Origin of the sequence: Enterococcus sp. DIV1206, from assembly GCF_051712485.1 — a bacterium.
In the GTDB taxonomy this organism is placed as follows: domain Bacteria; phylum Bacillota; class Bacilli; order Lactobacillales; family Enterococcaceae; genus Enterococcus; species Enterococcus faecalis.
Window position 1 is genome coordinate 2,302,378 of the sequence record NZ_JBIOOZ010000001.1, and the last position, 25,683, is coordinate 2,328,060.

23 protein-coding genes are annotated in these 25,683 nt (G+C 36.6%); 6 read left to right on the top strand and 17 right to left on the bottom strand.

Annotated features, from left to right (window positions below; translation table 11 throughout):
• Positions 1-86: 86 nt before the first annotated feature.
• From recD2 to IGK86_RS11455, 4 genes are all read right to left on the bottom strand, one after another.
• Positions 87-2,696: an SF1B family DNA helicase RecD2 gene (recD2, locus tag IGK86_RS11440; RefSeq protein WP_016617097.1), complete on the bottom strand. Its 2,610-nt coding sequence runs from the start codon at positions 2,694-2,696 to the stop codon at positions 87-89.
• A gap of 26 nt (positions 2,697-2,722) precedes the next feature.
• Positions 2,723-3,367 carry a histidine phosphatase family protein gene (locus IGK86_RS11445; protein WP_016617098.1) on the bottom strand — a complete coding sequence of 215 codons (645 nt, stop codon included), beginning with the start codon at positions 3,365-3,367 and terminating at the stop codon, positions 2,723-2,725.
• Positions 3,368-3,583: 216 nt separating this feature from the next.
• The gene (trmL, locus tag IGK86_RS11450; RefSeq protein WP_002356493.1) at positions 3,584-4,090 is read right to left on the bottom strand and encodes a tRNA (uridine(34)/cytosine(34)/5-carboxymethylaminomethyluridine(34)-2'-O)-methyltransferase TrmL; all 507 of its coding nucleotides are present in this window, start codon (positions 4,088-4,090) and stop codon (positions 3,584-3,586) included.
• A gap of 311 nt (positions 4,091-4,401) precedes the next feature.
• A complete protein-coding gene (locus IGK86_RS11455; protein ID WP_016617099.1) occupies positions 4,402-5,247 on the bottom strand; it encodes a methyltransferase domain-containing protein in 846 nt (281 codons plus the stop codon).
• Positions 5,248-5,376: 129 nt separating this feature from the next.
• Between IGK86_RS11455 and cutC the strand changes: the two genes are divergently transcribed.
• The gene (cutC, locus tag IGK86_RS11460) at positions 5,377-6,006 is read left to right on the top strand and encodes a copper homeostasis protein CutC (protein WP_438742506.1); all 630 of its coding nucleotides are present in this window, start codon (positions 5,377-5,379) and stop codon (positions 6,004-6,006) included.
• 117 nt (positions 6,007-6,123) lie between these two features.
• Here cutC and mgtE read toward each other — a convergent pair whose 3' ends face one another.
• The 4 genes from mgtE to IGK86_RS11480 are packed head-to-tail and all read right to left on the bottom strand — an operon-like array spanning position 6,124 to position 9,901.
• Complete coding sequence (mgtE, locus tag IGK86_RS11465; protein ID WP_002362548.1) at positions 6,124-7,485, bottom strand: magnesium transporter; 1,362 nt, start codon at positions 7,483-7,485, stop codon at positions 6,124-6,126.
• Positions 7,486-7,515: 30 nt separating this feature from the next.
• Positions 7,516-8,409 (bottom strand): RluA family pseudouridine synthase, encoded by an 894-nt coding sequence (locus tag IGK86_RS11470; RefSeq protein ID WP_016617100.1) that lies wholly within the window; start codon positions 8,407-8,409, stop codon positions 7,516-7,518.
• A 7-nt stretch (positions 8,410-8,416) separates the two neighbouring features.
• Positions 8,417-9,214, bottom strand: a complete 798-nt coding sequence (locus tag IGK86_RS11475; protein WP_002356486.1) for an NAD kinase — start codon at positions 9,212-9,214, stop codon at positions 8,417-8,419.
• Positions 9,215-9,226: 12 nt separating this feature from the next.
• Entirely contained in the window at positions 9,227-9,901 is a 675-nt protein-coding gene (locus IGK86_RS11480; protein ID WP_002356484.1) for a GTP pyrophosphokinase, read from the bottom strand.
• A 196-nt stretch (positions 9,902-10,097) separates the two neighbouring features.
• Here IGK86_RS11480 and IGK86_RS11485 point away from each other — a divergent pair, with 196 nt between their 5' ends.
• Positions 10,098-10,676 carry a CYTH domain-containing protein gene (locus IGK86_RS11485; RefSeq protein ID WP_010823910.1) on the top strand — a complete coding sequence of 193 codons (579 nt, stop codon included), beginning with the start codon at positions 10,098-10,100 and terminating at the stop codon, positions 10,674-10,676.
• Positions 10,677-10,739: 63 nt separating this feature from the next.
• Positions 10,740-11,399: a ClpXP adapter SpxH family protein gene (locus IGK86_RS11490; RefSeq protein ID WP_002356482.1), complete on the top strand. Its 660-nt coding sequence runs from the start codon at positions 10,740-10,742 to the stop codon at positions 11,397-11,399.
• 284 nt (positions 11,400-11,683) lie between these two features.
• On the opposite strand, the gene IGK86_RS11495 is transcribed toward IGK86_RS11490, so the two are convergent.
• The 5 genes from IGK86_RS11495 to spxA all read right to left on the bottom strand — a co-directional run bounded on the left by IGK86_RS11495 (position 11,684) and on the right by spxA (position 17,124).
• Positions 11,684-12,403: a helix-turn-helix transcriptional regulator gene (locus IGK86_RS11495; protein WP_010713157.1), complete on the bottom strand. Its 720-nt coding sequence runs from the start codon at positions 12,401-12,403 to the stop codon at positions 11,684-11,686.
• A gap of 190 nt (positions 12,404-12,593) precedes the next feature.
• Complete coding sequence (pepF, locus tag IGK86_RS11500; RefSeq protein ID WP_016617102.1) at positions 12,594-14,405, bottom strand: oligoendopeptidase F; 1,812 nt, start codon at positions 14,403-14,405, stop codon at positions 12,594-12,596.
• A gap of 47 nt (positions 14,406-14,452) precedes the next feature.
• On the bottom strand, positions 14,453-15,631 hold the full coding sequence (locus IGK86_RS11505; RefSeq protein WP_016617103.1) for a competence protein CoiA: 1,179 nt from the start codon (positions 15,629-15,631) through the stop codon (positions 14,453-14,455).
• Positions 15,632-15,720: 89 nt separating this feature from the next.
• On the bottom strand, positions 15,721-16,383 hold the full coding sequence (locus tag IGK86_RS11510) for an adaptor protein MecA (protein WP_002356478.1): 663 nt from the start codon (positions 16,381-16,383) through the stop codon (positions 15,721-15,723).
• Between the two features lie 342 nt (positions 16,384-16,725).
• Entirely contained in the window at positions 16,726-17,124 is a 399-nt protein-coding gene (spxA, locus tag IGK86_RS11515) for a transcriptional regulator SpxA (RefSeq protein ID WP_002356477.1), read from the bottom strand.
• A gap of 359 nt (positions 17,125-17,483) precedes the next feature.
• On the opposite strand from spxA, the gene trpS reads away from it, so the two are divergent.
• Positions 17,484-18,494: a tryptophan--tRNA ligase gene (gene trpS / locus IGK86_RS11520; RefSeq protein WP_002359559.1), complete on the top strand. Its 1,011-nt coding sequence runs from the start codon at positions 17,484-17,486 to the stop codon at positions 18,492-18,494.
• A 42-nt stretch (positions 18,495-18,536) separates the two neighbouring features.
• Here the strand turns inward: trpS and IGK86_RS11525 are convergent, their stop codons facing one another.
• Positions 18,537-20,252: an ABC transporter ATP-binding protein gene (locus IGK86_RS11525; protein ID WP_016617104.1), complete on the bottom strand. Its 1,716-nt coding sequence runs from the start codon at positions 20,250-20,252 to the stop codon at positions 18,537-18,539.
• A 327-nt stretch (positions 20,253-20,579) separates the two neighbouring features.
• On the opposite strand from IGK86_RS11525, the gene IGK86_RS11530 reads away from it, so the two are divergent.
• Positions 20,580-21,293: an HAD family hydrolase gene (locus IGK86_RS11530; RefSeq protein WP_002356474.1), complete on the top strand. Its 714-nt coding sequence runs from the start codon at positions 20,580-20,582 to the stop codon at positions 21,291-21,293.
• A gap of 36 nt (positions 21,294-21,329) precedes the next feature.
• Here IGK86_RS11530 and elrE read toward each other — a convergent pair whose 3' ends face one another.
• From elrE to elrC, 3 genes are all read right to left on the bottom strand, one after another.
• Entirely contained in the window at positions 21,330-22,355 is a 1,026-nt protein-coding gene (elrE, locus tag IGK86_RS11535) for a transmembrane protein ElrE (RefSeq protein ID WP_002376547.1), read from the bottom strand.
• Between the two features lie 74 nt (positions 22,356-22,429).
• Positions 22,430-23,206 carry a WxL domain-containing protein ElrD gene (elrD, locus tag IGK86_RS11540; RefSeq protein ID WP_002362542.1) on the bottom strand — a complete coding sequence of 259 codons (777 nt, stop codon included), beginning with the start codon at positions 23,204-23,206 and terminating at the stop codon, positions 22,430-22,432.
• Between the two features lie 39 nt (positions 23,207-23,245).
• Entirely contained in the window at positions 23,246-24,028 is a 783-nt protein-coding gene (elrC, locus tag IGK86_RS11545; RefSeq protein WP_002362540.1) for a WxL domain-containing protein ElrC, read from the bottom strand.
• 393 nt (positions 24,029-24,421) lie between these two features.
• On the opposite strand from elrC, the gene IGK86_RS11550 reads away from it, so the two are divergent.
• Positions 24,422-25,672, top strand: a complete 1,251-nt coding sequence (locus IGK86_RS11550) for an IS110 family transposase (protein ID WP_438741968.1) — start codon at positions 24,422-24,424, stop codon at positions 25,670-25,672.
• Positions 25,673-25,683: the final 11 nt, after the last annotated feature.

The window sequence follows — 25,683 nt, forward strand, 5'->3', positions numbered from 1 at the left end:
ATTCTCCAAAAATTATAGAACAATTTTCGGAAATTTCTTCTTATTTCTCGGAGTTAAACGCTTCTGTCCCGACCTCTTTCCTCTTCTCACATAAATTGATAAGGCGTCGTATCCTTCATTCCAATCATTGGATCAACAGCATTTGTTTGAATAATTTCGACTGTTAGTCGTGGTTCTTTTGGTAATGATTCTTCGACAACTTTTGTCGCTTTATTTACTGTTTCTGGGGTTGACTCTTCCCCTTCATCAGCAAATAGTGAAACTTCTTGTACCGTTGTTTCAACTAATTGCTCGTCTGTTTCTTTTATCTGATCGGCTTTCGTTGATTGCTGTTCAGTTTCATAAGAGACAGCTTTTGTTTCCTTTTCAGTAAATGGATGGTCTGCCGTTAAACCTTCTTCATAGGCTTCTAACTGAGTTCTAGTCGTTAAGGTCATTTGTTCTGCGTTCACGATTCGTTCTTTTAGCATCGTCATGCGACTAGCCGATTCGTTTTTGACACATGTTTCAAAAGCAGAAACCTCACCTAGTAGAATTAATAATTCTTTACTACGTGTCACTGCTGTATACAGCAAATTTCGTTGCAGCATTCGGCTATACTGATGAACCATTGGCAGTAACACCATGCGGAATTCACTACCTTGCGCTTTATGAATCGAACAACAATACGATAGCGTAATTTTATTCCATTCATTTCTTTTATACGTTACTTCATTATTATCAAACTGTAAAACCAACTCGTCCACTTTGTCCTCTGAGTCTTTGGCTAAAGTAATTCCGACGATTTCTCCCATATCTCCATTGAACACATTTAATTCTGGCGTATTGACTAGTTGCAAAACTTTGTCCCCAATCCGATAGACGGTGTCATTCCATTTGACTTCTTTTTTCTTACCATCATTTGGATTGAAGATTTCTTGCATCATCTTATTCAAGGCATCAATGCCGGCTGCGCCACGATACATTGGCGCTAAAACTTGGATATCTTGTGGCGTAAACCCTTTTGCTTTTGCCTTTGTGACGATTTGTCGAATGTATTCTTCGATATGACCAATATCACTTGCAAAGAACGAGCGATCCTTTTGATTTTTTTGAAAATCAGCAGGCAACTTTCCTTCTTTAATTTCATGGGCAAGAGGAATAATACTTGAACCGTCTCCTTGACGATAAATTTCGTTTAGCTCACATTTGGGAATTTCGTTAATTTGCAATAAGTCATGTAAGACTTGACCTGGACCGACAGACGGTAGCTGATCCTTATCACCAACAAAAATCACTTGCATGTTTGTCGGAATAGCTTTTAATAACGTATTGGCTAACCAAGTATCCACCATTGACATTTCATCTACAATTAGCAAACCGCCTTCTAATTCTTTGGCGGTTAAACTCGGATTTTTTTCACGACCTGTCAAGCCTAACAAACGGTGGATGGTACTTGCAGGTAAACCTGTCGTTTCGTTCATGCGTTTCGCTGCTCGCCCAGTTGGCGCCGCTAGCAAGATTGGAAACATCTCCTGCGTGTAGTCTTTGAGATCTAATGAAAGACCATTTAGTTCCGCAAACAACGAGACAATCCCATTAATAACAGTTGTTTTCCCTGTTCCGGGCCCTCCAGTTAAAATAAATAACGGCGATTTAATCGCTTCTTCAATCGCTGCTTGTTGCGAGTCGCCATACTGAATATTTAAACGTTTCTCAATCATTCGGATATTTTTTTGGACTTCTTCTTCCTCGTAATGAATTTCTTTTTTACGAGAAAGTAAACGTTGAATCGAAGTACCAATGCCCCATTCAGAAAAATAGAGACTGTTCTCAAAAAGTTTAGTCTCTTCTTGTTGGATTTTTCCATGTTCGACTAACGTAATGATTTCATTGGCCACTTGATCAGGTGAGATTTCCACTGGGCGACTTGCTTCCAAGGTCCGAATCGCTTCTTCTAACAAAACATCTGCTTGAACATACGTATTGCCTGAGCGAATGGAGTGTTCAAACACTTCATGTAAAATCGCTGCCCGAATTCGAACAGCAGAATCCGCCTGAATGCCGATTTGTTCAGCAATATTGTCCGCTCGTTTAAATCCGACTCCCTCAATATCTTCAACTAACTGATAAGGATTTTCTTGAATCACAGAAAGGGTTTCTTCTTGATAGGTTTGATAAATTGAAAAAGCTAACTGACTACCGAAGCCGTATCGATTTAGTCCCACAATCACTTGCTCCATCCCGTGATTCAAACGAATTGTTTCGACGATTACTTGACGTTTTTTTTCATTTAAAACAGTAACTTCTTCCAAAACACTCGGGTCATCAATAATTCGGTCAATCGCACTTTCCCCTAATACTTCAACAATTTTTTCAGCGGTTCGTTTACCAATGCCAGGAAATTTGTCACTTGATAAATAGTTAACCACCCCACTAGCCGAAGTCGGTCTTTCTTGCTGATAACTATCCACCTGAAACTGTCTGCCATAACGAGGATGGTCCACAAAATGACCAAAGAAACGGTAGGGTTCCTCTTCTTGAACTTGGCCAAAACTTCCAGTTACTACAATTTCTTTTTCTAAATAATCTGTATTTGTATCGGTCACATTTACAAGAACGACTTTATAAAAATTACTGGGATTTTCAAAAAAGATTGCTTGTACAGTCCCAACAATAAAGGCTTTTTCTTCGTCCTCACCAAAAAGTGTTACCACTACAAGCCCTCCTTTCTGTTGTGCGCTTATTGTACTTTTTCTTTAGCTAAAAAAGACGTATCATTCCATAACGTTAAGTCGTACGGCATGTTCCTTGATGTCTCTTTGGTTTCAAGGATTGAAAGGCTATTGTTTAACAGCCCGCCCATTGTCCGTAATTCTGATAATGGTTTACCAGCCATCGCTTGGATTGCCGCCGTCAGCGCTGCTCCGTGTCCGACAAATAGAACTGGACCTTCGTGCTGTTTCGCCGCTTCAGCAACTGTTTCTGAAATCCGTTGAATCGCTTGCTCGATTGGTTCACCATCAAAAATTGTTGGATCATACAAATCTAAACGATGCCGTAAATGATCTAATTCTTCTCCATAAAAATTACGCATTTCTTCAATATATTGTCCTTCTAGACGCCCTAAACCTAATTCTTTTAAGGTATCTGTATAAACAATTTCAACTGGATGATTCAATTCTTGTTGAATTCCCCGCGCAGTATTTTTGGCACGTAATAGCGGACTCGAATAAATTTTTTCAAACGGAATATCTTGTAAATATTGGCCTAATTGTTTAATTTCGTCATAACTAGTTGGTAATAACGGCGAATCTCCTGTCATTCCTTGAAATCGTTTCTGTTGATTCCATTCAGTTTTTCCATGTCGTGTAAAATATAATTTCATGTAACTTCTCCAAACTTCTTTATCTCTTCATATGTCTTTCTAGTTTATCACTTCCCTGCGAAAATATCCATGGAAGTTTCTAGTAATCCAAGCAAAATAAGCCTAGAACAAAAATCTAAATTGTTTTTTGTTCTAGGCTTGGAAATTGGCCAACAGTATAAATAAAACCACTTTCTTCTGACATTTTTGAAAAAAGCGCTACTGTCTTAACTTTTTTTAATCCAATTTATCATTTTCATAATGATGCGTCAGTTCTAAGTTCGGAAAATTTTGCTGACGTAAGGCTTCATAAACAATTAGTGCGGCAGTGTTAGAAAGATTCAGTGAGCGCACATGTTCATCATTCATAGGAATTCGGATACACTTTTCTTCGTTTTCTCGCATAAACGTTTCTGGTAAGCCCGTTGTTTCTTTTCCAAAAAGGAAATAATGGTCCTCGCCATCATTATAATTGACCTCGCTGTATGTTTGGTGAGCAAATTTGGTTACTAAATGCAAGTGTTTGCCTGCCACATGGGCTAAAAAGGCAGCCAAATCTTTATGATACGTAATATTTACATCATTCCAATAATCTAATCCGGCACGTTTTAAGTGTTTATCATCTGTTGAAAATCCTAAAGGTTCAATTAAATGCAACGGTGTATTCGTCGCTGCACATGTCCGTGCAATATTTCCAGTATTTGCCGGAATTTGTGGTTCAAATAAAACAATATGGTTCGTCAACTATCTTCAGCTCCTCAAATATCAATCGTGTTCATTTTAGCATAAATTCAAAATAAATAGCGCCCACAATACTTATTTTCAAAAAAAACCGCATGACGCGATGATGTCAGGCGGCAGCTATTCTAACCAATAAAAAAAACGTACCGTCTCGGTGTCTAGCACGGCGAGTCGTTACGTTAGTGAAGGTCTCTTCACTAACTTTTATCAGAACAGGACCCTGATAAAAACCAATGAAAAAACAACTTGTAAGTAATATAACACCAATGTCACTTTATTGCAAGACTTTTTTAGGATTTTCTTCACAAAAAAGTCTATCTTTTACGACCTACTAACAAGCGGACGTCAATCGTGATTTTTTCCAATGGTCGCTGTTGTAGCTCGGCTTTAACTTCTTGAGAAACTTGCCACTCTAATGGCGACATTTCTAATAAATCCAACCGTCTTTCCTCGGGAATGTCAAAGCAATAAGTTATTCGTTCATCTACTTCCACTGCTAATTCCTCGGCAAAACGTTGGACTACTTTTTGATTGGAATAACTTTGTTTCTTTTCGTCATTGGGATAAAAAGCCGCTCGTAATTCCTTTAAATAATTCTCTTCAGGAATAATTTTAATCACAGTCCCGTCAGCTTTTAATACTCGCCGAAATTCTTGATAATGTGAAGGAGAAAAAATATTCAAAATCGTATCAAGCCCTTCATTCGCAAATGGCAAATTCGTTAAATCCGCCACACACCAAAACGCATCAATTGGCTGATTACTTGCTAAATAGATTCCTTCCTTTGATAAATCAAACCCGATTTTCAGTCCAGATAAGCCTGCTTGACTTAACTCAGCTAGAAAACTCCCTTCACCACAACCAACATCGACTACTGTTTTATTTTGAGGAAGATAGTGCATAATTTTGTTTAAAACAGGCGCGTACATGTCACTTTGAATCATTTTTCCTCGAGAAGTAAACATTTTTTTATTATATTCTGTCTGAACGCCATGATTTAGAAAGTATAGCGTACCTTTCTTGGATAAATCAAATTGATGCCTCTGTTGACAAATCAGACCAACCCCTTCTACATGCATTGGTTCATGACAAGTTGGACAGCGAAATACGGCTGCTTCTTTTTTCAATAATTGTTGTGCTCGTTCAATTTTCTTTAACATTTAAAACTCCTTACGTTCATCAAATGAACATTTTCTCTTATAAAAAGTTGCACTCTTTTTTTCAGGGCTATGGTAGTAAGCAGAATTATGGTACAATGCCTGTGAAGAAAAAGCAAGGAGCGATAAGAAATGATTAAAGAATTCTGTGCCGAAAATTTCACTAAGATTCCCCAAGCCATTCAAAAAGGTGCGAATCGCATCGAATTATGCGATAACTTAGTCGTAGGTGGAACGACGCCAAGTACTGGTGTTATTGAAGAAGTCTTAGCATACGCTGGCGAACATTCTGTACCAGTGATGACAATCATTCGTCCTCGTGGCGGCAATTTTGTCTATAATGATATTGAATTAAAAATTATGCATACCGATTTAATCGAAGCAAAGAAATTAGGAACCGACGGCATTGTTATTGGCTGTTTAACTGAGGACGGTTGGTTAGATGAAGAAGCTTTGGACTTATTCATTGAAACAGCTGAAGGCTTGCAAATCACTTTCCATATGGCTTTTGATGCCTTGTCGAAAGAAAACCAATTTAAGGCGATTGACTGGTTAGCTGAGCGTGGTGTGACGCGTATTTTAACTCATGGCGGGCCAGCTGGTACCCCTATCGAAGGCAACTTTGATCATTTAAAAGAATTAATTGCCTACGCAGATCAACGGATTCTTATTTTACCAGGTGGCGGTATTTCCACAGAAAACGTTCAAACTGTGATGGACACTTTAAAAGTCACAGAAGTCCATGGCACAAAAATTGTTTAATTTCTTGTATCTAAAAAAGTGAGGTAGCCGTCGTATTAACGGCTATCTCACTTTTTTGATTTCAAGCAAACCAACGAATCCTTTTACCTCAGTCTCATGATAAATAAGTGCAATTTTTTAAACAAAATAACGCATAAACATGCTGGCAATATTGAAATAAATTAATACACTGGTTAAATCACTTAAGGTAGTAATAAACGGGCCACTGGCAACTGCGGGATCAAACCCTAATTTATCCATTAACATCGGGATTAAACTCCCTGCTAAATTCGCCACAGTAATTGCACAGAGCATTGCCATCCCAATCACAAATCCAAGCGGAAGATTATGTTGCCACACGCCAACCACAATCATAATGGTTAAACCTGTCACAGCCCCCGTCACTAGTCCCGTGAGTACTTCACTTAAGATTAAGCGACCAAAATTACTATCCTTTTCATCTTTCATAGCCAAACGGCGTACCGCGACCGCCAATGATTGTGTTCCGGCATTGCCGGCTGTTCCGGTAATTAAAGAAATAAAAACGGCTAAAATACTCGCTTCGCTAACTAACGACTCATAATTACTGATTAACGAGGCCGTAGACATCCCTAAAAACAGCAGCGTAATTAACCAAGGTAATCGTTTAGAAGCGGCTTTTAAAGGGTTCTCACTAACTTCTTCAACGTCGACCCCGGCTAAACCAGAGTAGTCGCTAGCGGCTTCATCATCGATAACATCAATAATATCATCAACTGTTACAATCCCCAACAAATGATCATCATAATCTGTAACTGGCACAGCTAAGAAGTCATAGTCCCGAATTGTTTGCGCGACATCTTCTTGGTCATCGCCAACATGAACTGAAATAACCCGTTCATTCAAAATATCAGCAATCAAGGTATCATCATCATTAACAATTAAATCCCGCAACGAAATAACGCCGACTAAATGATTTTCTTGGTCGACTACGTAAACGTAATAGATTGTTTCCGCCATGTCCGCTTGATTCTTTAAGACGTACATCGCAGAACGCACTGTTTGATTCGCCACAATCGAAACAAATTCGGTGGTCATAATCGCCCCAGCAGTTTCATCTTCGTAATGAAGTAACTCTTTAATTTCGCCTGCTTCTTCACTACTTAACAAACTAAGATATTTTGCCTTTTGACTCTTATCTAACATATTTAGTAAATCCACCGCATTATCGGTATACATCTCAGCTAACATATCGGCTGCATAACTTGGACGCATTTCAGCTAAATAATCTTTCATATTCTCATTATCTTCTTCGATAACATCAAACATATCCGCTAGTTCTTTCGGAGATAGGTAATTGTATAAATGTTGTCGGTCTTTTTCATCTAACGATTGGTAAAATTGTCCTTGTTCATAAATGTGTAACGCTAAAAATAGCTCACGAAATTCGTTCATTTGTTGATTTTTTAGCGTTTCTAAAAGAAGGGCAAATTGCTCTTCCATTTCTTGGCCTTCATTCATCCTACACTTTCCCCTCCTGCCTCTTTATTATTATAACGTATCATCTACACTTTTCATATCCTCCGCTAGTGGGGAAATCAGATGAACCGTTTCTTTGGTAAAAGGATGAGTAAAAATTAGTTCCATGCAATGCAACGCTTGCCGCTCAATTCCTTGATCCATCTTTCCATGATACATCTCATCCCCTAACAATGAACAGCCAATTGCTTCAAAATGTACCCGAATTTGATGTGTTCGTCCTGTATGGAGCTGAATGCGCACAGCTGCTGCTTGGGCTCCTCTTTTTGCGAGCCAATATTCTGTACTAGCAAATTGACCTGTTTCGATAACTTGGCGTTTTAATAAAGAGGACAAGTCGCGCCCAATTGGCTTTTCAATCAATTGATGCTCGTTTAACTGCTCAATCGCTCCACCAACAAGGGCATAATAAATTTTTGTCACCTTTTTTTCTCGTAATTCTTGGTCAATTAAAGCATGAGCAAAGCCGTGTTTCGCAAATAACATCAGCCCAGAAGTATCTCGATCTAAACGAGTCACGACATGAATGACTTGATTCACGTAATTTTGTCGCTTGTAATAGCCCTTAACACGATTCGCCATCGTTCCTGAAGGATGATACTGAGCAGGTATTGAGGCAATGCCAGCAGGCTTATTAACTACTAAAAAATGATCATCTTCAAACACAATTTCAATCGGTTCATCATCTGTTAATAATGTCTCATGTTCCGCTTCATATGGAATCGTCATTTTAACGACATCGCCAGTTTGTAAAGGATAGATGGCATTTTGAACGGTCCCATTCACTTGAATTTTACCACCCTGAAATTTCACCTTAGCTAATAACCCTTTTGAAACGCCTTGTTCCTTTAAAAAATATTTCACTTGTTGTGTTGTTTCTTTGTCATATGTCCATTGAAATTCCATCGTTTAATTAATCCTCACCAATAAAGGCATCTTTCACTCGATGCCAAAAATGCATGTGCCGATAAGAGGCAAAATGAATCCGTTCGTCTGCAATTCGATAGCAGACAGAAGCGATATTTTCTTGATAAATATCTAATTGGTCCACCGTGACAAAATAATCATCACTTTCCTGTAATTTAATCTCCAGCCACTCCGTATGTGCGATTACAATCGGTGACCCCAATGTTCGAAAGACACGATTGTTTAAGGAGGCGATTTCGGTTAACTGAAACGCATTAATGCTAGGATGCAAAACAGCCCCACCAATACTTTTATTATACGCAGTAGAGCCGGTTGGGGTCGAAATCGACAACCCATCACCACGAAATCGTTCAAACAGTTCGTCTTTAATAAACACATCGCCCACCATCGTCCGGTTTCCTCGTTTAATTGTTGATTCATTTAATGCTAAAAAATGTTTATCTGGTTTCCCATCTCTAAACCGAATCCGCACATCTAATAATGGATAACTCGTACTTTTTTCACGATGAATACACAAACTCTCAACTAGTTCTTTTAATTCATAATCACGCCAATCTGTATAGAAACCCAAGTGTCCGGTATGTACACCTAAGAAACTTACTTCGTTTAACAGATGATTAAATCGATGAAAAGCGGAAAGAAGCGTACCATCTCCGCCGACTGAAATCACAAGTTCAGGTTGACGATTGTCTATTTGAATTTGGTTTTGCTCTAATAGTGTTGTCAGTTGTTTTGTGACTTGTTTCGATTTTTCTTCCGAGTTATGAACAATCGCCACTTTCATAAGCAGACTCCTTTACTGATTTTCTGGTGTTTCGTTTTTAATTTGCTTATAGTATTCGTTTTCTAGCAATCCACGGCCATGAGAGAAGTAATGTTGTGCTTCTTGAATTTCTTCACGAATAGATGACATTTCTTCATCTAATAAATAGGCTGCCTCTGCCGCTCGCTGAAGGCGTTCTTTCATTTCTTCAGGAAAGACACCTTGATATTTATAATTCAAAGAATGTTCAATCGTTGCCCAAAAATTCATGGAGAGTGTCCGAATTTGGATTTCGGCCAAAATAATCTTTTCCCCGGTGACTAATTGCACAGGATATTCCACCACCACATGGTACGAACGATAGCCACTTTCTTTTTTATTTTCAATGTAGTCCCGTTCTTCCACAATTTTTAAGTCTTTACGATTTCTTAAAAGTGCGACTACCTGGTAAATGTCTTCCACAAATTGGCACATAATCCGCAAACCAGCAATGTCTTGCATTTCTTCTTCAATCCGATTTAAAGGAATATGCCGAATAGCCGTCTTTGTCAAAATACTATCTACTGGTTTCACACGTCCTGTAACGAATTCAATTGGTATGTGTTTATCTTGCTCCCGAAATTGTTTACGAATACCTCGTAGTTTTACTTTTAATTCGCTGACCGCCTGTTCATATGGCGCTAAAAACAGCTCCCACTCTCGTTCCATGGTAGATCCCTCAATTTCCTTGAATTTCATTCACTGATTATTTTACCACAGTCCTCCCTAAAATAGGGTGTTATTCGCTATTTGATTTCCAAACGCCTTTCATTAGAAAAAATTTTCACAGAGAAGACCACTTTTCTTGACGGAAACCTATATAATATGTGAAAATTGGAGTGATTTAAGAAAGAGAGAGAACCCCATGAGTGAGCACTTAGAAATTGAATTTAAAACATTAGTTAGTCCGAAAGATTTCAAACGATTAATCGACCATTTTGCTATTCAAAAAACGGACTTTTTTACGCAAACAAATCATTATTTTGATACGGACGATTTTCAATTAAAAGCACAACGAATGGGCTTAAGAATTCGCGTATTAGCAGATCGTGGTGAGTTAACCTTAAAAGTTCCTGCGCCAGAAGGATTATTAGAAATCAATGACCCTTTATCGCTTGAGACGGCGAACCACTTTATCAAAAGGAATCACCTCCCTACTGAGGGGGCTGTGGCGAAGAAATTACAAGAATTAGGTATTGAAATCGCCTCGATCCATTTAATTGGTTCATTAAAAACAGCACGTGCAGAAAAACAAATTCCTCAAGGATTACTTGCGTTAGACGAAAGTTGGTATAACCAACAGCACGATTTTGAATTAGAGTTAGAAGTTACTGAAGCTGAAAGCGGCAAGCAAGCGTTTCAAACATTAATGGCTGATTTGAACATTCCCATTACGCTTGCACCTAACAAGATTCAACGCATGATGCGGACCACTGCCCCTTAGTATTCGAAGCACTGACGTTCTGGCACCTGTATTTGAAAAAGCATGGCATTGGAGGAAGTATGAATGGTTGAAATTTATTTGTTCGTCAATCCTTTAGGCGGCGTCTGTTTAGAAATTGAAAAAGAAATTATACAATTGTCTGTTAACGACAAGAAAAAAATACAATTGCGCTTTATCCCTTTATTAAACATGAAAACGATCAATGAATTTTTGAGTCGTCAACATATTCCGATTAATGACATTAAACGACGGAATCGAATTTTTGAAGATTTATACTCAGCCGCTCTTGACTATAAAGCAGCACAGTTACAAGGCCGAAAAAAAGGCCGACAATTGTTGATTGGCTTACAAAAAGCAGTAGCTGAAGACGGTCTAGCTTACTCTCCTGAGTTATCAGAAGAACTACTTCTAGCGGCCGGCGGGGATATTGATATGTATCGTAAAGACCGACAATCCGATTTTGTCAAAGAATCTTTCCAAACCGACCAAAAAGTTGCTCGAGAAATGGGGATTAAACAACATCCTACCGCAGTCGTTTACAACTATACTTGCGAGAACGATTTCGGCATTTTAGTCGAAAATTTTGAAAACATGGATGAAATTAAACAACTTTGTCGTGTCCATCCACATAACGAACCGTTGCTGGACCAAGGTGACGCAACCTTTGAATTTAAACGTCGCTCCAATTATCATTTTCCAAATGGACATTTACATTTATTATAAAAAAGAAGGACCAGTTGACTGGTCCTTCTTTTACTATTTTCACCATGTTCTATAATAATAGATAAAGTCTAATACTACTACATTTGATGCTTTGTTCTTATAAAAGACAGCTATGGAATGGGTCCATGTATATATATTATGTACTCTTAAATATTAACACCGAAATTTGTATCAACCACCAATATCTATTTCAGTTCATCGACTAATCTCTTGGAACGCTATCAGACAATACTCGCCGATACTAACTCAAAAAATCGAGTAAATTTTATTCGGTTTAACACAAGCTAATTTATTTCTTCCCATTTATTTTTAGTCTGTTTATATAATATGGTTAGTTCTTTTTTATCCTTATCTAAATTTTTATTTATTAATTCCTGAATCTCATAAGAAAATTTATTTCTTTGATTTACATTGTCAAAGATGAATTCTTTATCAAAAGATAACTCTAACCCATTTAATGCTCCTGTTGTCCAGTAAATTTTTATATTCGAATCATCACCGCTATAATACATATTAAACTTTTCGTTTTCAGAGATATACGAACTCATTAATTCCAATTCTTCTGGAATTGTAAACAGATTATAATTATCAATTTTAACCACATGATATTGAATGTTATCTTCTATTAAATTATAAGTTTGACCATTTTGATTCCATTCTTTGACACCGCTATACAAATTATTCAGACGAAGTTGTAAAATAGTAAAATATCCACCTATACATAGTACTATAATTAATAATATTAAAAATAATTTTTTGTACTTCTGTCCCTCTCTAATATCTTTCGAAAGTTTCTCCACCATCGTATTGTCCTCCTTCAATAATCGATCCAAGGTCATTTCATAAAGATTACTTAGTTCAATTAAACAATCAATATTAGGATATGATTTATTATTCTCCCAGTTAGAAATTGTTTGCCTAGTAACGTATAATTTCTCAGCAACCTCTGATTGTGTCAATCCTAATTCATTTCTTCTCATTTTTAATGAATTCCCTATGTTCAAAAAAAAACCTCCTTTTATTACTCTAAAGATAATAGAAGCTTGATATAAAAGAAAGCAAAGAATCTTTGCTTTCTTTTATATAACAGCAACAATCTATTTAATTATATAACTAAACCTGGTTTTACACAGATATATTTACTATTCTGTATAAAACCAGGTTTATATTTTATGTTTACTAAGAAGTTACGACTTATAATTTTTCAACCAAAGCTTCTAATTCCGTTAAACGTTCTTCAAAAACTTTCATTGCATCTTCGATATACGCGGCTTGTGTCATATCCACGCCCGCTTTTTTCATCACTTCAATTGGGAAGTCACTACTTCCTGCTTTCAAGTAGTTAAGGTAGTTCTCTAAAGCTCCCTCTTCTCCAGCTAAAATATGTTTAGACAATGCCGAAGCGGCTGAGAAGCCAGTTGCATATTGATAAACATAGTAATTGTAATAAAAATGTGGAATTCTCGCCCATTCGTAACTGATTTCTTCGTCTCTAACTACTTCTGGTCCATAATATTTAGCATTGAGCTCGCCATAATACTCACTCAAATATTCACTCGTTAATGGCGTGCCTTTAGCATCTTCCGTGTGAATAAAATGTTCAAATTCCGCAAATTGCGTTTGACGGAAAATGGTTCCCTTAAAGCCGTCTAAATAGTGATTTAAGACATACGCACGTACTTTAGGATCTGTTTCTGTTTGTAATAAATATTCTGTTAAAATATTTTCATTTGTGGTTGAAGCAATCTCAGCTAAGAAAATTGAATAGTCGCCATAAACATACGGCTGATTATTTCTTGTATAGTAACTATGAACACTATGGCCCATCTCATGGACTAATGTAAATAGTTGATCCAAACTATCATGCCAATTCATTAAAATGTATGGGGCTGTATCATAAGCTCCTGAAGAATATGCGCCGCTTCGTTTTCCTTGATTTTCAATCACATCAATCCAACGACTTGAAAAAGCTTCTTTGACAATAGATAGATAGTCTTCACCTAGTGGTTTTAAAGCCTCAATTGCTTTTTCTTTTGCTTCTTCATAGCTGTAACGAATTGGTGCTTCACCTAGCAAAGGCGCATACAAGTCGTACATGTGTAATTCTTCTACGTTTAATAATTTTTTTCTTAATTTTACATAACGATGTAGCAAAGGTAAATGTTTATTTACTACAGCTACTAATGTTTCGTGAACACTTTCAGGAATATGATTACTTGCTAAAGAGGCTGCCCGAGCAGAATCATAATTTCTAATTTTTGCTTTATAGTTATGTGTTTTAACATGTGCACCTAAAGTTGAGGCTAATGTATTTCTAAATTGTTTGTATACTTTGTACAACCCTTTAAATGCTGCTTCACGAACAGATGGATCGACACTTTCCATTAATTGACCATAAACGCCATGAGAAAGTTGAATTGTTTCGCCTTCAGCATTTTGCACAGTTGGAAATTCTAAGTCTGCATTATTTAAAATTGAAAATGTATTACTTGAGGCACCAAAAATTTCACTAGCCCCCGCCAGTAAAGCTTCTTGTTCCATCGATAAAACATGGGGACGTTCATCTAAAATATTTTGAATATAGTGACGATAAACAGCTAATTTCGGCTGCTCTTCAAAATATCCCCAGATTTGTTCATCACTTAATGTTAAAACCTCTGGGTCAAACCAAGAAACAGCTTCACTAACTTGTGCAAATAAAGAACTAGCTCTGGCATATAAAGCTTGGTAAGCTGTATTTGTAGTGTCTTGATCATTTTTTAAATGAGAATAGACATATAATGTTTCCACTTTTCGATAGACATCTAAAACGTATTCTAACGCAGCTAGAAAAGCTTCTGCACCATTCCCTAAGGTACCTTTAAATGATTCTGCTTGATTTAGCTCTTCTGTCAACTGATTATACGCAACATCAAAAGCAGCATCATCTTTAAAAATTTTGGTTAAATCCCAAGTCAATGGAGTTGGAACTTCATCACGTGTTGGTAATTGTTTAATTTCGCTCATAGTTTACTCTCCTTTAAGAAACGTTTTACTCATTATACTATCATAATTTAACACGTGTGACTAAAAAAATGTTGTTTTTTCACTTTTTTTAGCCAATGAATGAGCTTTTCAGGATCTTCTCTTAGGAAAATACTAGTTATTAGGTACTTATTGTTTACTTTAATTAACACATAACATTCTTGTAACCAGCTCAATAATCTATTCCCCACGATTTTAAAAAGCTTTTTTAAGCCAATATTCGGCAGTGGCTGCCAAACAAAGTTCCCTTCTTCCAAAAAAATAGCTTCCAAGATACGCCATAGTTCCTGTTTGGTCACTAAACGCTCTTCTTCGGTTTTTAGTGCTTCCCAAACAAGCATTTTTAAATGAATATCTTCTTCAGAAGAAGGTAATAGCTTCAATCCAGGATAGTAAAACCAAGGAGGTAACTGGAGAAGGTGACAACCTTTCGTATATAAAAAGCTCTGTGTTCTAAGCAACTGAGCATTTCTGTAACCAAGTTGTTGCGTCAATTTTTGATAATAATCATGCATCAATTGACCAGTGTGCCGTCTATTTGGCAGTAAATTTAAATTAGCGGTCGGTAGTCGGAAGATTTCTAGTAATTTTTTTTCGTAAAAATCCCATGATTGTTTTCTTCTATAAAATTGTTGACATTGACTCTCTTCAATATGACAAAGTAATTCTATTCGTTCTTGCTTCTTATTGGCCGTCCATAAATAAAATCCCAAGGACTCCGAAAAGTAAAGGAATTGTTTCGTTAATTGCGTGAGCTTGTCTTTAGGCACTAATCGTTCACCTAAAATCCAAACAACTTGATAGCCATGAGCTTGATAAGTCTCCGTCCGTTCCACCAAATGTTTAATTGGCAATGGACTACATTGAATTTCAATGGCTATCTTGCCAATGAGTAAATCTGGGCGTTGCTTCAAGGTGGGTAAGTATGCCTCAACTTGAAAGGACAGCTTTTCGCGTAAACACTTTTCCGCAAAAAGCTGCTTCAAGCGGAGGTGTTCTTCTGTTTCAGCTTCTGCTTCGTACCAACAACTATTCTTTTTACGATGAGCAAAATGGGGTATTTTAATGGGGCCTGCCTTCAAAATGACCGATTGATAACACATTGGACACACAAAAGCTTGTTCGCTTCGTATCTGTGTTAATTCATCAATCGAGCAATCGATTAAAGAAAATAATTCTTGGTTGTCTGCCGTTAAAGCTGTTAACATGATTTTCACCTCTCATAAATAAACTACGCAAAGTTTCTTAATTTTCATCAAAAAAAAAAGCAAAAACTCGAAAGTTTTTGCTTTTTTGCTTAATCATTAAAGTAATAACGTGTTAACTCCAGCGCACTGCGTTCCATAATACAAGTGCCATATTCGACTAAAGTATCCTGAGTGACAGTTGTTTTATGAGCGAATTCTAAAATCTGTGCAATTTCATTGTCAACATTTGTTTTTTCTAATTCATCGGTTAAGAACAAAACTTGTAAGTAATAACGATCGTTGTACGTGTATAAGTTAGTCAAAACAGATTGCATGAAGACTTCTTTGGATAATTGGATCATCGCTTCAAAATTATCTAATTCAAAGATTACATTTCTGTTTGTTTCATCTGTGGCTTCCATCTCATCAAGTTCATCGGCGGCTGCTTTGTCTGCTTCAATTTGTTTGCGAATCAATTCGCTAACATCTGCATTGACTTCGCTCAGACCTTCTAAGGAAGACAAGTCGTCCATAGCGACATTTTTACTAATAAACAGTTCTAAGCCATCATTTTTAGGCAAGACTTGGAAAGTGACTGCTTCACTACCTTGGAATTCATCTTCGACATCAACTTCTTCTAAAATACTATAAAAGAAATTTTCAACATCTTTGTGGTTTCCTAGTAAGTCAAGAAAAGTAATCCCTCTATCCGCCAGGTCTTCGTTGCCAATTAACACACGAATCGTATTTTCATTAATATGTTCCATTTCCATAGCGCTACACCTCTCTTTGCTTCAATCAGGAAACTTCTTACGTTCATTGTAGCGAAAACTACACAAAAGTAAAGTGGAAAGTCTGTAAATCCTCGAAAACTAGCGAACGTTTTATAAACTTTGAACTTTTTTAACGAGTGGTTTTTCGCTCCTTCTACCTCTTCATCTTAACGCAGTCTCTCCAAAAAAGATACTATTTTTCCTTGACCACGTTCTGCCAAATCAAATGAATACAAGTTCTAAATATGTATTAAAAAGCCAGAGATAAAAATCCCTGGCCCTAAATTCATATGAATCGTTCTTTATTAAAATTAACAAATAAAGAACAAAATTTTATATTTTTTATAAACCTGCCATTAATTGTGCTTGGCGCAATTCCAGTTGTCGAACATCTCTTGGTAAGAATCGGCGAATTTCATCTTCGTTAAAACCGACTTGTAATCTTTTCTCATCAATCATAATTGGCCGACGCAACAATCCAGGGTTTTCTTGAACCAACTCTAATAAATCTTGAAGTGGAAGCTCGTCCAAATCCATATTTAATTTTTGGAAAACTTTAGAGCGAGTAGAGATAATCTCTTCTGTTCCATCTTCTGTCATGATTAAAATTGCTTTTAATTCCTCAATATTTAAAGGTTCAGAAAAAATATTTCTTTCTTTAAAAGGAATTTCGTGCTCTTGCAACCAGGCTCTAGCCTTACGACATGACGTGCAACTTGGGGAAGTATAAAGTGTCAACATTGTGCATCACTCCTTTTCGCGAATCATCGCGTTTCTGAAACAGGGAACTGTACTGTTCCTCTATTTAAAACCAGTATACCTAATTTCTAATAAAAATACTAGGGGTTTTTAAACATTTTTTATTAACTTTGTTTATTTTTCCTTCATTACATCCGTGTAAAATTAGGGTTAATTTTTATGAAATTTTATGGATATTCGTTATGATTCTGTAAAAAAGTAATACAGTTTTCTATTTTTATGGTTGCTGTTATAATTTACTTCTCTTGGTAATTTTTCAAGAAGTTCCCATGTATTTTTTTCTAATAAAATGTATAATAGAACTATTCACTATCTTAAGTCTAAAGTCAGGTGGTTATTTAATGAAAACAATTTTTTCTGGTATTCAGCCCAGTGGTACTCCGACAATCGGAAATTACATTGGTGCAATGAAACAATTTATCGAATTACAAAATGAATACAATTGTTATTTTTGTATTGTAGATGAACATGCCATTACCGTTCCCCAAGAACCGCAAAAGCTACGCCAACAAATTCGTAGTTTAGCAGCTCTTTACCTAGCGGTTGGTTTAGACCCACAAAAAGCAACAATTTTCATACAGTCTGAAGTGAGTGCGCATGCAGAAGCTGGTTGGATCATTCAGTGCAATACTTCTATTGGTGAGTTAGAGCGAATGACACAATTTAAAGATAAATCGCAAAAAAATGGTCGTGCTGGCGTAAGCGCTGGTCTTTTAACATACCCTCCATTAATGGTTGGTGATATCGTGTTGTACAACGCTGACTTAGTGCCAGTCGGAGATGATCAAAAACAACACTTAGAATTAACACGTGATTTTGTGGAACGCTTCAACAAACGTTACGCCCAAAAAAATCAAGAAATTTTAACGATGCCTGAAGTAAAAATCGCTGAGCAAGGTAGTCGAATTATGAGCTTACAGGAACCAACGAAAAAGATGAGTAAGTCTGATACAAATGTGAAGGGCTTTATTTCAATGCTTGATGAGCCAGCAGTGATTCGCAAAAAAATCCGCTCTGCCGTAACTGATTCAACTGGTGTAATTGAATATAATAAAGAAGAAAAGCCTGGCATTACTAACTTACTAAATATTTATTCTGCTGCGACAGGTCAAACTGTTGAGGAACTTGTTCAAGCATACGAAGGCAAAGGCTATGGAGACTTCAAAGCAGATTTAGCAGAAGCAGTAGTTGCCTTATTAGAACCTATTCAAGTGCGCTACCAAGAGCTTCTAGCTTCAGAAGAATTAGATATGATTTTAGATGAGGGTGCAGAAAACGCTCGCCAGGTAGCCAACAAAACACTTCAACGAATGAAAAATGCTGTTGGTTTGGGAAGAAAAGTTCGGCGCTAACTAAACATAATAAAAACCCGCGAAGTTTTATTCGCGGGTTTTTTATGTTCTAAATTGAGCATCGTACAGCCGACGATAGTGGCCTCTTTGCGCGTACAAAGTTTCATGTGTTCCATCTTCTAAAATTCCTTGGTCACTCACTACGATTATTCGATCAGCATGTTTAATCGTTGCCAGTCTGTGGGCAATAATTAATGTTGTTCGCCCGTCAGCTAACGAGTTTAATGACTCTTGAATCACTTGCTCTGTTTCTGTATCTAATGCAGAAGTCGCTTCATCTAGAATTAAAATCGGCGGGTTCTTCAAGAACATTCGCGCAATTGCCACTCGTTGCTTTTGACCGCCCGATAATTTCACGCCACGTTCGCCAATAATTGTGTCCAAGCCATCTGGCATTTGCTGAATTACATGTTCTAAATGTGCTAATTTCACCGCTTGTTGAATGTCTATTTCTGTAGCATTTAAATTCCCATAAGCAATGTTTTCTCGTAATGTTCCAGGGAATAAAAACACATCTTGTTGAACAATTCCAATTTGCTTACGTAATGAAGCCAAGGTCATTTGCTGGATATTTCTACCGTCAATCGTAATTTCACCACTACTGACTTCATAAAAACGAGGCAACAGATTGCACAAGGTCGTTTTTCCTGAACCACTTTGTCCAACGAAAGCAACGGTTTCACCAGGTTGAATTTTTAAATTGATATGGTCTAAAACTTTTGTGCCATCTTCATAAGCAAATGAAACATCTTTATAGGCAATCGTTCCTTCTAAATGTGAAACAGCAACAGCTCCTGGCAAATCTTTGATGGACGGTTGTTTGTCCATTTCTTCCGTAAAACGTTTAAAACCAGCAAATCCTTTGGGATAACTTTCAATCATATTGTTGACTTTTTCAATCGGCCGAATAAAAATATTGGCTAATAAAATAAATCCTACAAACTGACCTTCTGTAATTTCTCCTTTAATTGTATAATACGCACCAAAAATTAATGAAAATAAATTTATCAAACGAATTAATAAGTAATTATAGGCGGAACTGACACCCATCACCTTATAAAAATATAATTTCGATTTTCGATACATTTGATTTAAATAATTAAACTGTTCTCGTTCAAATGGTTCATTTGCAAAAGATTGCGTGACACGTATTCCACTTACTGACGCTTCAATCCCAGCATTAAATTCACCTAAATTATCGTAAATATCCGTATTCGCTTTTGTCATTTTTTTATTAAAATAGCCTAGCGCAATCGTGATAAATGGCAATAAAATAAACGTAGCGATGGCTAATTTCACGTGAATGGTTAACATTAATAAAAAAGAACCTGCTAACGTCATAATCGTAATAAAGACGTCTTCTGGACCATGATGCGCCACTTCCGAAATTTCAAAAAGATCAGTGGTCAAACGGCTCATTAATTTCCCTGTTTTTTGATTATCATAATACTCAAACGGTTGTGTTTGAAGATGTTGATATAATTCTTCACGCATATCTGTTTCAATATTCACGCCTAACATATGACCAAAATAAACCACAATAAATTGTAAAAACGTATTGATTATATAAAATGCAAATAAGCCCGCACTAGCTAATGCAATGAGGCGAAAATCTCCTTTTGGCATAATCTTATCAATTACTTGGTTGACTGCTACTGGAAAAGCCAACTCTAACAGCCCCGCAAAAACGGCACACCCAAAATCCAAAATAAATAATCGACGATAAGGTCGATAATACCCAAAAAAACGCTTTAACATAACTCCCTAACTCTCCCCCTTCATTCTCATTCATTATACGGAAAAAGACTGTCTCTTGCAAAATTCTAACTTCTATCAGAACACGTGTTATTTAAGTAACTTTGACTCAAAATCATTTTCACAAACTTTTCATTATCAGAATATTTTTTCATTTATCGTTTCCATTTTTTCGGTAAAAATAACTATAATTGTCTTTTCCCGCAAGGCTTTGATTTCTGTACAAAACCTTGAAATACAGTGAAAAATACTCTATTTATTTGTGAAAATATCGGCTACAATATAACATATGAAAAGTTTTGTAAAAAAGTTAAGAGGTGCACTTGTTAAATGAGAACCATTGTTTTTGATGTTGATGACACGCTGTACGATCAGCAACAACCCTTTCGAAATGCGATGACTAAAATTTTCCCGAACGTTGCGACAGAGGATATGCATGAATTGTATCTTCGTTTTAGACACCACAGCGATGAAACGTTTCCGAAAGTTTTAGCCAATGAATGGTCCCTAGATTTCATGCGGTTTTTCCGAATGAATGAAACATTAAAGGATCTAAACTATCCAGGAATTTCACAAGAAGAAGGAAAAATTTTCCAACAAGTTTATGAAGAAGAATTGGATAATATTACGATGCATCCAGAAGTTACTAAGCTTCTTGATACTTTACAAGAGAAAGAAATTCCGATGGGGATTATTACAAATGGTCCAACAGACCATCAATTTAAAAAAGTTAAACAATTGAATCTTGAAAAATGGGTTCCAAGCCAAAATATCATTATTTCTCAAAGTACGGGTTTTCAAAAACCTGAAAAGGAAATTTTTGATTTAGCCTGTAATCAATTTTGTATGGAACCTGAACATACTTTATATGTTGGTGATAGTTATGACAATGATATTGTAGGCGCACGTAATGGTGGCTGGCATTCTCTTTGGTTTAACCACCGCTCTCGTGAACTACCAAGTTGCCAACCTGCATCACACCTTGCAGAAGTCACTTGTTTCACCGAACTTTGTCCGACTGTGGAGAAATTATTTAATCTTTAAAAAAAAGCCGCTCTTCAAATTGAAGAGCGGCTTTTTTTATTTATTTTTTTGTTTTTTCAGACGTAAAATGATGAACAGGCAAATTATCAGTAAAAGGATCAATAAACCGATTAAGAGATAAATAAGTTTAGATTCCGTTTTTTTGACGGTTACATCTTTCTCATTAAATGTTTTTGCTTCCTCTTTTGAGATCGTAAATTCTTTCGTAAATTGCCATTTTTTTCCTGAGCCTTCCACAGTCATTGCCAATACATACGTCCCAGCTTCCATTTCATTTTCTTCATAAGGAATAGGGAAATTAAAAATTGAATTGGGCGCCATTTGCATATCTTCTTGTTCTTTCTCTAAAATAACGTTATTTGTTTTCTTATTTTTAACATTTGCCGTTACTTTCATTGATTGAAGATAGGCTGCTTCATGGTTTAACAGTGTTGCAGAAATAACACTGCGCGCATTTCTTTGCGTCGGTTCAACTTTCTCTAAAGACAATTCTGGTTGTACAACTGTTTCATTTTCTCGAAGTAAAACAGCTACTGTATAGGCATAGCGATTTTCAATTGCTAAGCCGTTTGTATTTTCTTTTTGCTTGTCTTTCGTTTCATCGACTTTTTCACTAAACGTGATCCCGCCCGCTAGTTGCCCTGAAAACTCTTCTTTAGGCATCTTCACTCGCAATTCAACTACTTTTTCACTTTTAGCAGGCAATTCAACACTCTCACCGCCGTCTTTCAGTTGAATGATTTCTGATAAATCTGCTGGTGCAGATTTATCTAATGCTGTCAACGACTCACCATATTCAATCACTCCGTTGCTGTTTGTTGTGGCCGACTTCACACTAACATCAATCACTAAATTTTCATCTGTACTATTGGCCGCTCGAACTTTCAAAATTTGTTCTTGGTCTGGTTTCATCATTAAATCAAAATATGTTTTTGTTTTATCTATTTGGTTTTCTGGAATTTCTGTTTCAACACTAAATCGTAATTCTGCTGCTGAGGTTTCAATCCCAAAAGCAAAGAAATAAAAACTTAGGATCATCAGAATAAAATATCTATTTTTCATTTCGCTCTACACTCCATTTCTATGTAAAGGAGAAAGGCTGAGTTCCCCTCTTCCTTTCTCCAAAAAGGTTCTTTTTATACTGGCGTATTAGCTAATGTCCAAGTAATTGTTGTTTTGTAGGCATCGTTTAATTTAACTGATTTACCTGGCACTTTTAATTGAACATCTTTCATTACTTGACGGCCGTCAACTTCAGCAATTGAACTAGCATTGCCGTATAAGTATGACCATTTCCCAGCACCTTGATCTGTTGCGGCTACCATCACGTTATGACTTTCACCAACTGTACCAAAAGTTACGCTCGCTAAACTTGTTGGTGCAGCGCTTTGTCCTGCTGTCACAGCTGAAGCATTTTGAAAGACAATTTCAGTTCCTTCAAGCGTCTGACCTTTTGTAGCAGAAGTAAATGCAGAATTTTGTTTTGCAGATAAAGTCCAGCCTTCTAAAGTTCCACGATTATCTGTAATTTGAGCAAATAAGGGGCCCGTTTTTTCAACATTATTTTTATCTTTTAAAACTTGTGCTGATGCAAAATAGATTTCATCTTTTGTGCTGATGATATTTTCACCAAAGTTTAAACTTGAAGCATAGTCCAAGGTTAAGGGGCCTGTAGAACCTTCATCAACTGGTTTGTCAGGATTTACTGGGTCGATAGGTGTCACAGGATCTTTGCCGTCTTTGTCTTCTGGATCCACTACAGGATTTTTGCTGTTGGGGTCTTTTTCATCTGGTGCTTTAAATTTTACAATAGCATCTGTGTCGCGATTAGCCACTTCCTCTGCTTGAACTGGTAGTGTGCCTACCGCGATGGTTGCTAAAATTAAGCTGCTTGCGATGGTCATTTTTTTCATGTTAGTGCTCCTTCTCTTCTATTGTTATAGTTTCAATAATTATACGCTTGGTAAATCAGCGATTGTCCATGTTAAAACAGTTTTGTATTGAACAGCATCTTTTGGTGTTGCTCCTGGTACAGTTAATGTGATCGCTGTATTTTTATCTACGCTTTCACCGTCAACTTCCACTTTTTCAATCCCACCGAACGCACTAAGCCAAGTTCCAGAACCTTGACCTTCAGCGGCAGACATCACATTTGATGAATCGCCAGCTACTAAAGTTACTTCATGCGCAGTTGGTGTGACTGCTTTGGAATTAGACACTGCTTTGTTTTGACTTAATTTAATTTCTGAACCGTCTAAAACTTTATTTAATGTTTCTTTTGTCGCTGTTAATTGTGTTTCTTGTTTAACTGTTAAGGCCCAACCGGCATTCGTTCCGCGTTTGTCGGAAATTTGTACATAATTTGGTTTAGGATTAGTCAAATCAGGACCAGAACCGTCTGCCAAGAAAAAGTATTGTGGATTTGCATAATATTTTTCATCTTTATTTGAAATTTTATTTTTGCCAAAGTCTAAACTAGAAGCATAATCGATACTTAGTGGACCAGTTGTTCCTTCATTTGGCTTATTACCAGTGTCTGGTGTCGTTGGGTCAAAGGGTTCAACAGGTTTTTCGGTATCTGGATTCACTGGATCGACAGGTTTGTTGATAGAGGTATCCGGCGTAAATTCTACGATGGCATTTGATTCATAGTTTTTTTCTTCTGCATTCACTTCTGGTGCAATAGCCACGCCTAAAGTGATAGCGGGGATTGTTGATAAGATAATTTTTTTCATTTTATTGTTCCTTCTCGTAATATATATTTTGAAACGACTTCCATCGTTTCAGTCACCCCTTAGGGCTATTCCTTATTAAATAACTTTTAAACCTTGGCTATTGAATTTTGTTCCTGGATAATAGACTTATGGAAACGGTCTATCGGAACACTGCTAATTTCCTTTGTAGCTATGACTACAGCAGAAAGCCTGCATCCCGACTTATTGATTATCATGCCTCAAACCCATTAGCTGTACCGTTCACTTCTTAAACTATTTCTAGTAGGAAATAGGGTGGCTTTTAAGAGGTAAACAATTGAGTACTATTAAGCGAGATTGCGGTTATTCAATAAGATTCAGGGATAAACTTCAATAGCTAAGTATTCCAAAAAATTTATGAAAGGAGGACCTTCCATGAAATTATTTATTGGTTTAGACGTTAGTTCTCAAAAATTAGATACTTGCTTTTTAACAGACTCCAAAGAGATCTTGTTTGAAGGTTCACTTAGCAACGATTTAATCGGAGCTAGCGAAATCAAACAAAGAATTCTCGACTACCAAGAAACCTTTGGTTTCTGCCGAATTGTCATAGGTATGGAATCGACTTCTGTTTATAGTTTTCACCCAGCAATGTTTTTCTACTTAGATGAAGATTTAAAGCTGTTACCTGTCGAAGTTACTGTAGAAAATCCTTATAGAATCAAACAGTATTCAAGAATGTTCGATCAGGATAAAACAGATAAAATTGATGCACAGATCATAGCTGATTATCTACGAGTAGATCTCCATACATTGTCTCCTATTAAAGAAGAAGTTTATGTTGGACTTCAACGACTAACAAGATCTCGTTATCAATTAGTGACACAAATGGTAGAAGCAAAACAACATTTTTTAGAAAATTTGACGTATAAATGTAATACTTTATCAAAAGAACTTGCGAATGAAGACAATAAAACTTCCATATTCGGAGCTTCAATTATGAATCTACTTACAGAAGGTATTACCTTAGATGAATTTTCGGAAATGCCTCTTGAATCAGCCGCTGAATTACTTCAAAAGCTAGGAAAAGGTCGATTCAAAAATCCAGAGCAACTTGTCAAAAGTATTCAAAAAGCTGTACGTAGTTCTTATCGTTTAGGTAAAGTAACCAAGAATTCCATTGACCTTGTATTAGGTATAATCGCCAACGAAATCAAATTTCTAAAAAAACAGATTAAAGAAATTGAAAAAAACATTACTGCTTTACTTGAAACAATTCCAGAAGCCCAATGCTTATTAAGTGTCCCAGGATTAGGAGCTGTTTATACTGCAGGCTTAATCGCTGAAATTGGTCAAATCGAGCGATTTGATGATCAATCCAAGTTAGCAAAGTATGCCGGGTTAACTTGGTCTAAAAATCAATCAGGAAACTCTCAATCTGAAAACACGCCACTAAATCGTTCTGGAAATCGCTATTTTCGTTACTACTTAATTGAAGCCACCAATCGAGTAAGAAGTACACTTCCAGAATTTAAAGAGTACTACCAAAAAAAGAAAAATGAAGTACCTAAACACAAACATAAACGAGCGCTCGTCTTAACCGGAAGAAAATTTGTGCGCTTGATCGATGCGCTACTACGCAACGGTCAATTCTATCAGCCGGCGAAGGTGGTGATAGAAAAATAACATAAAGTTAT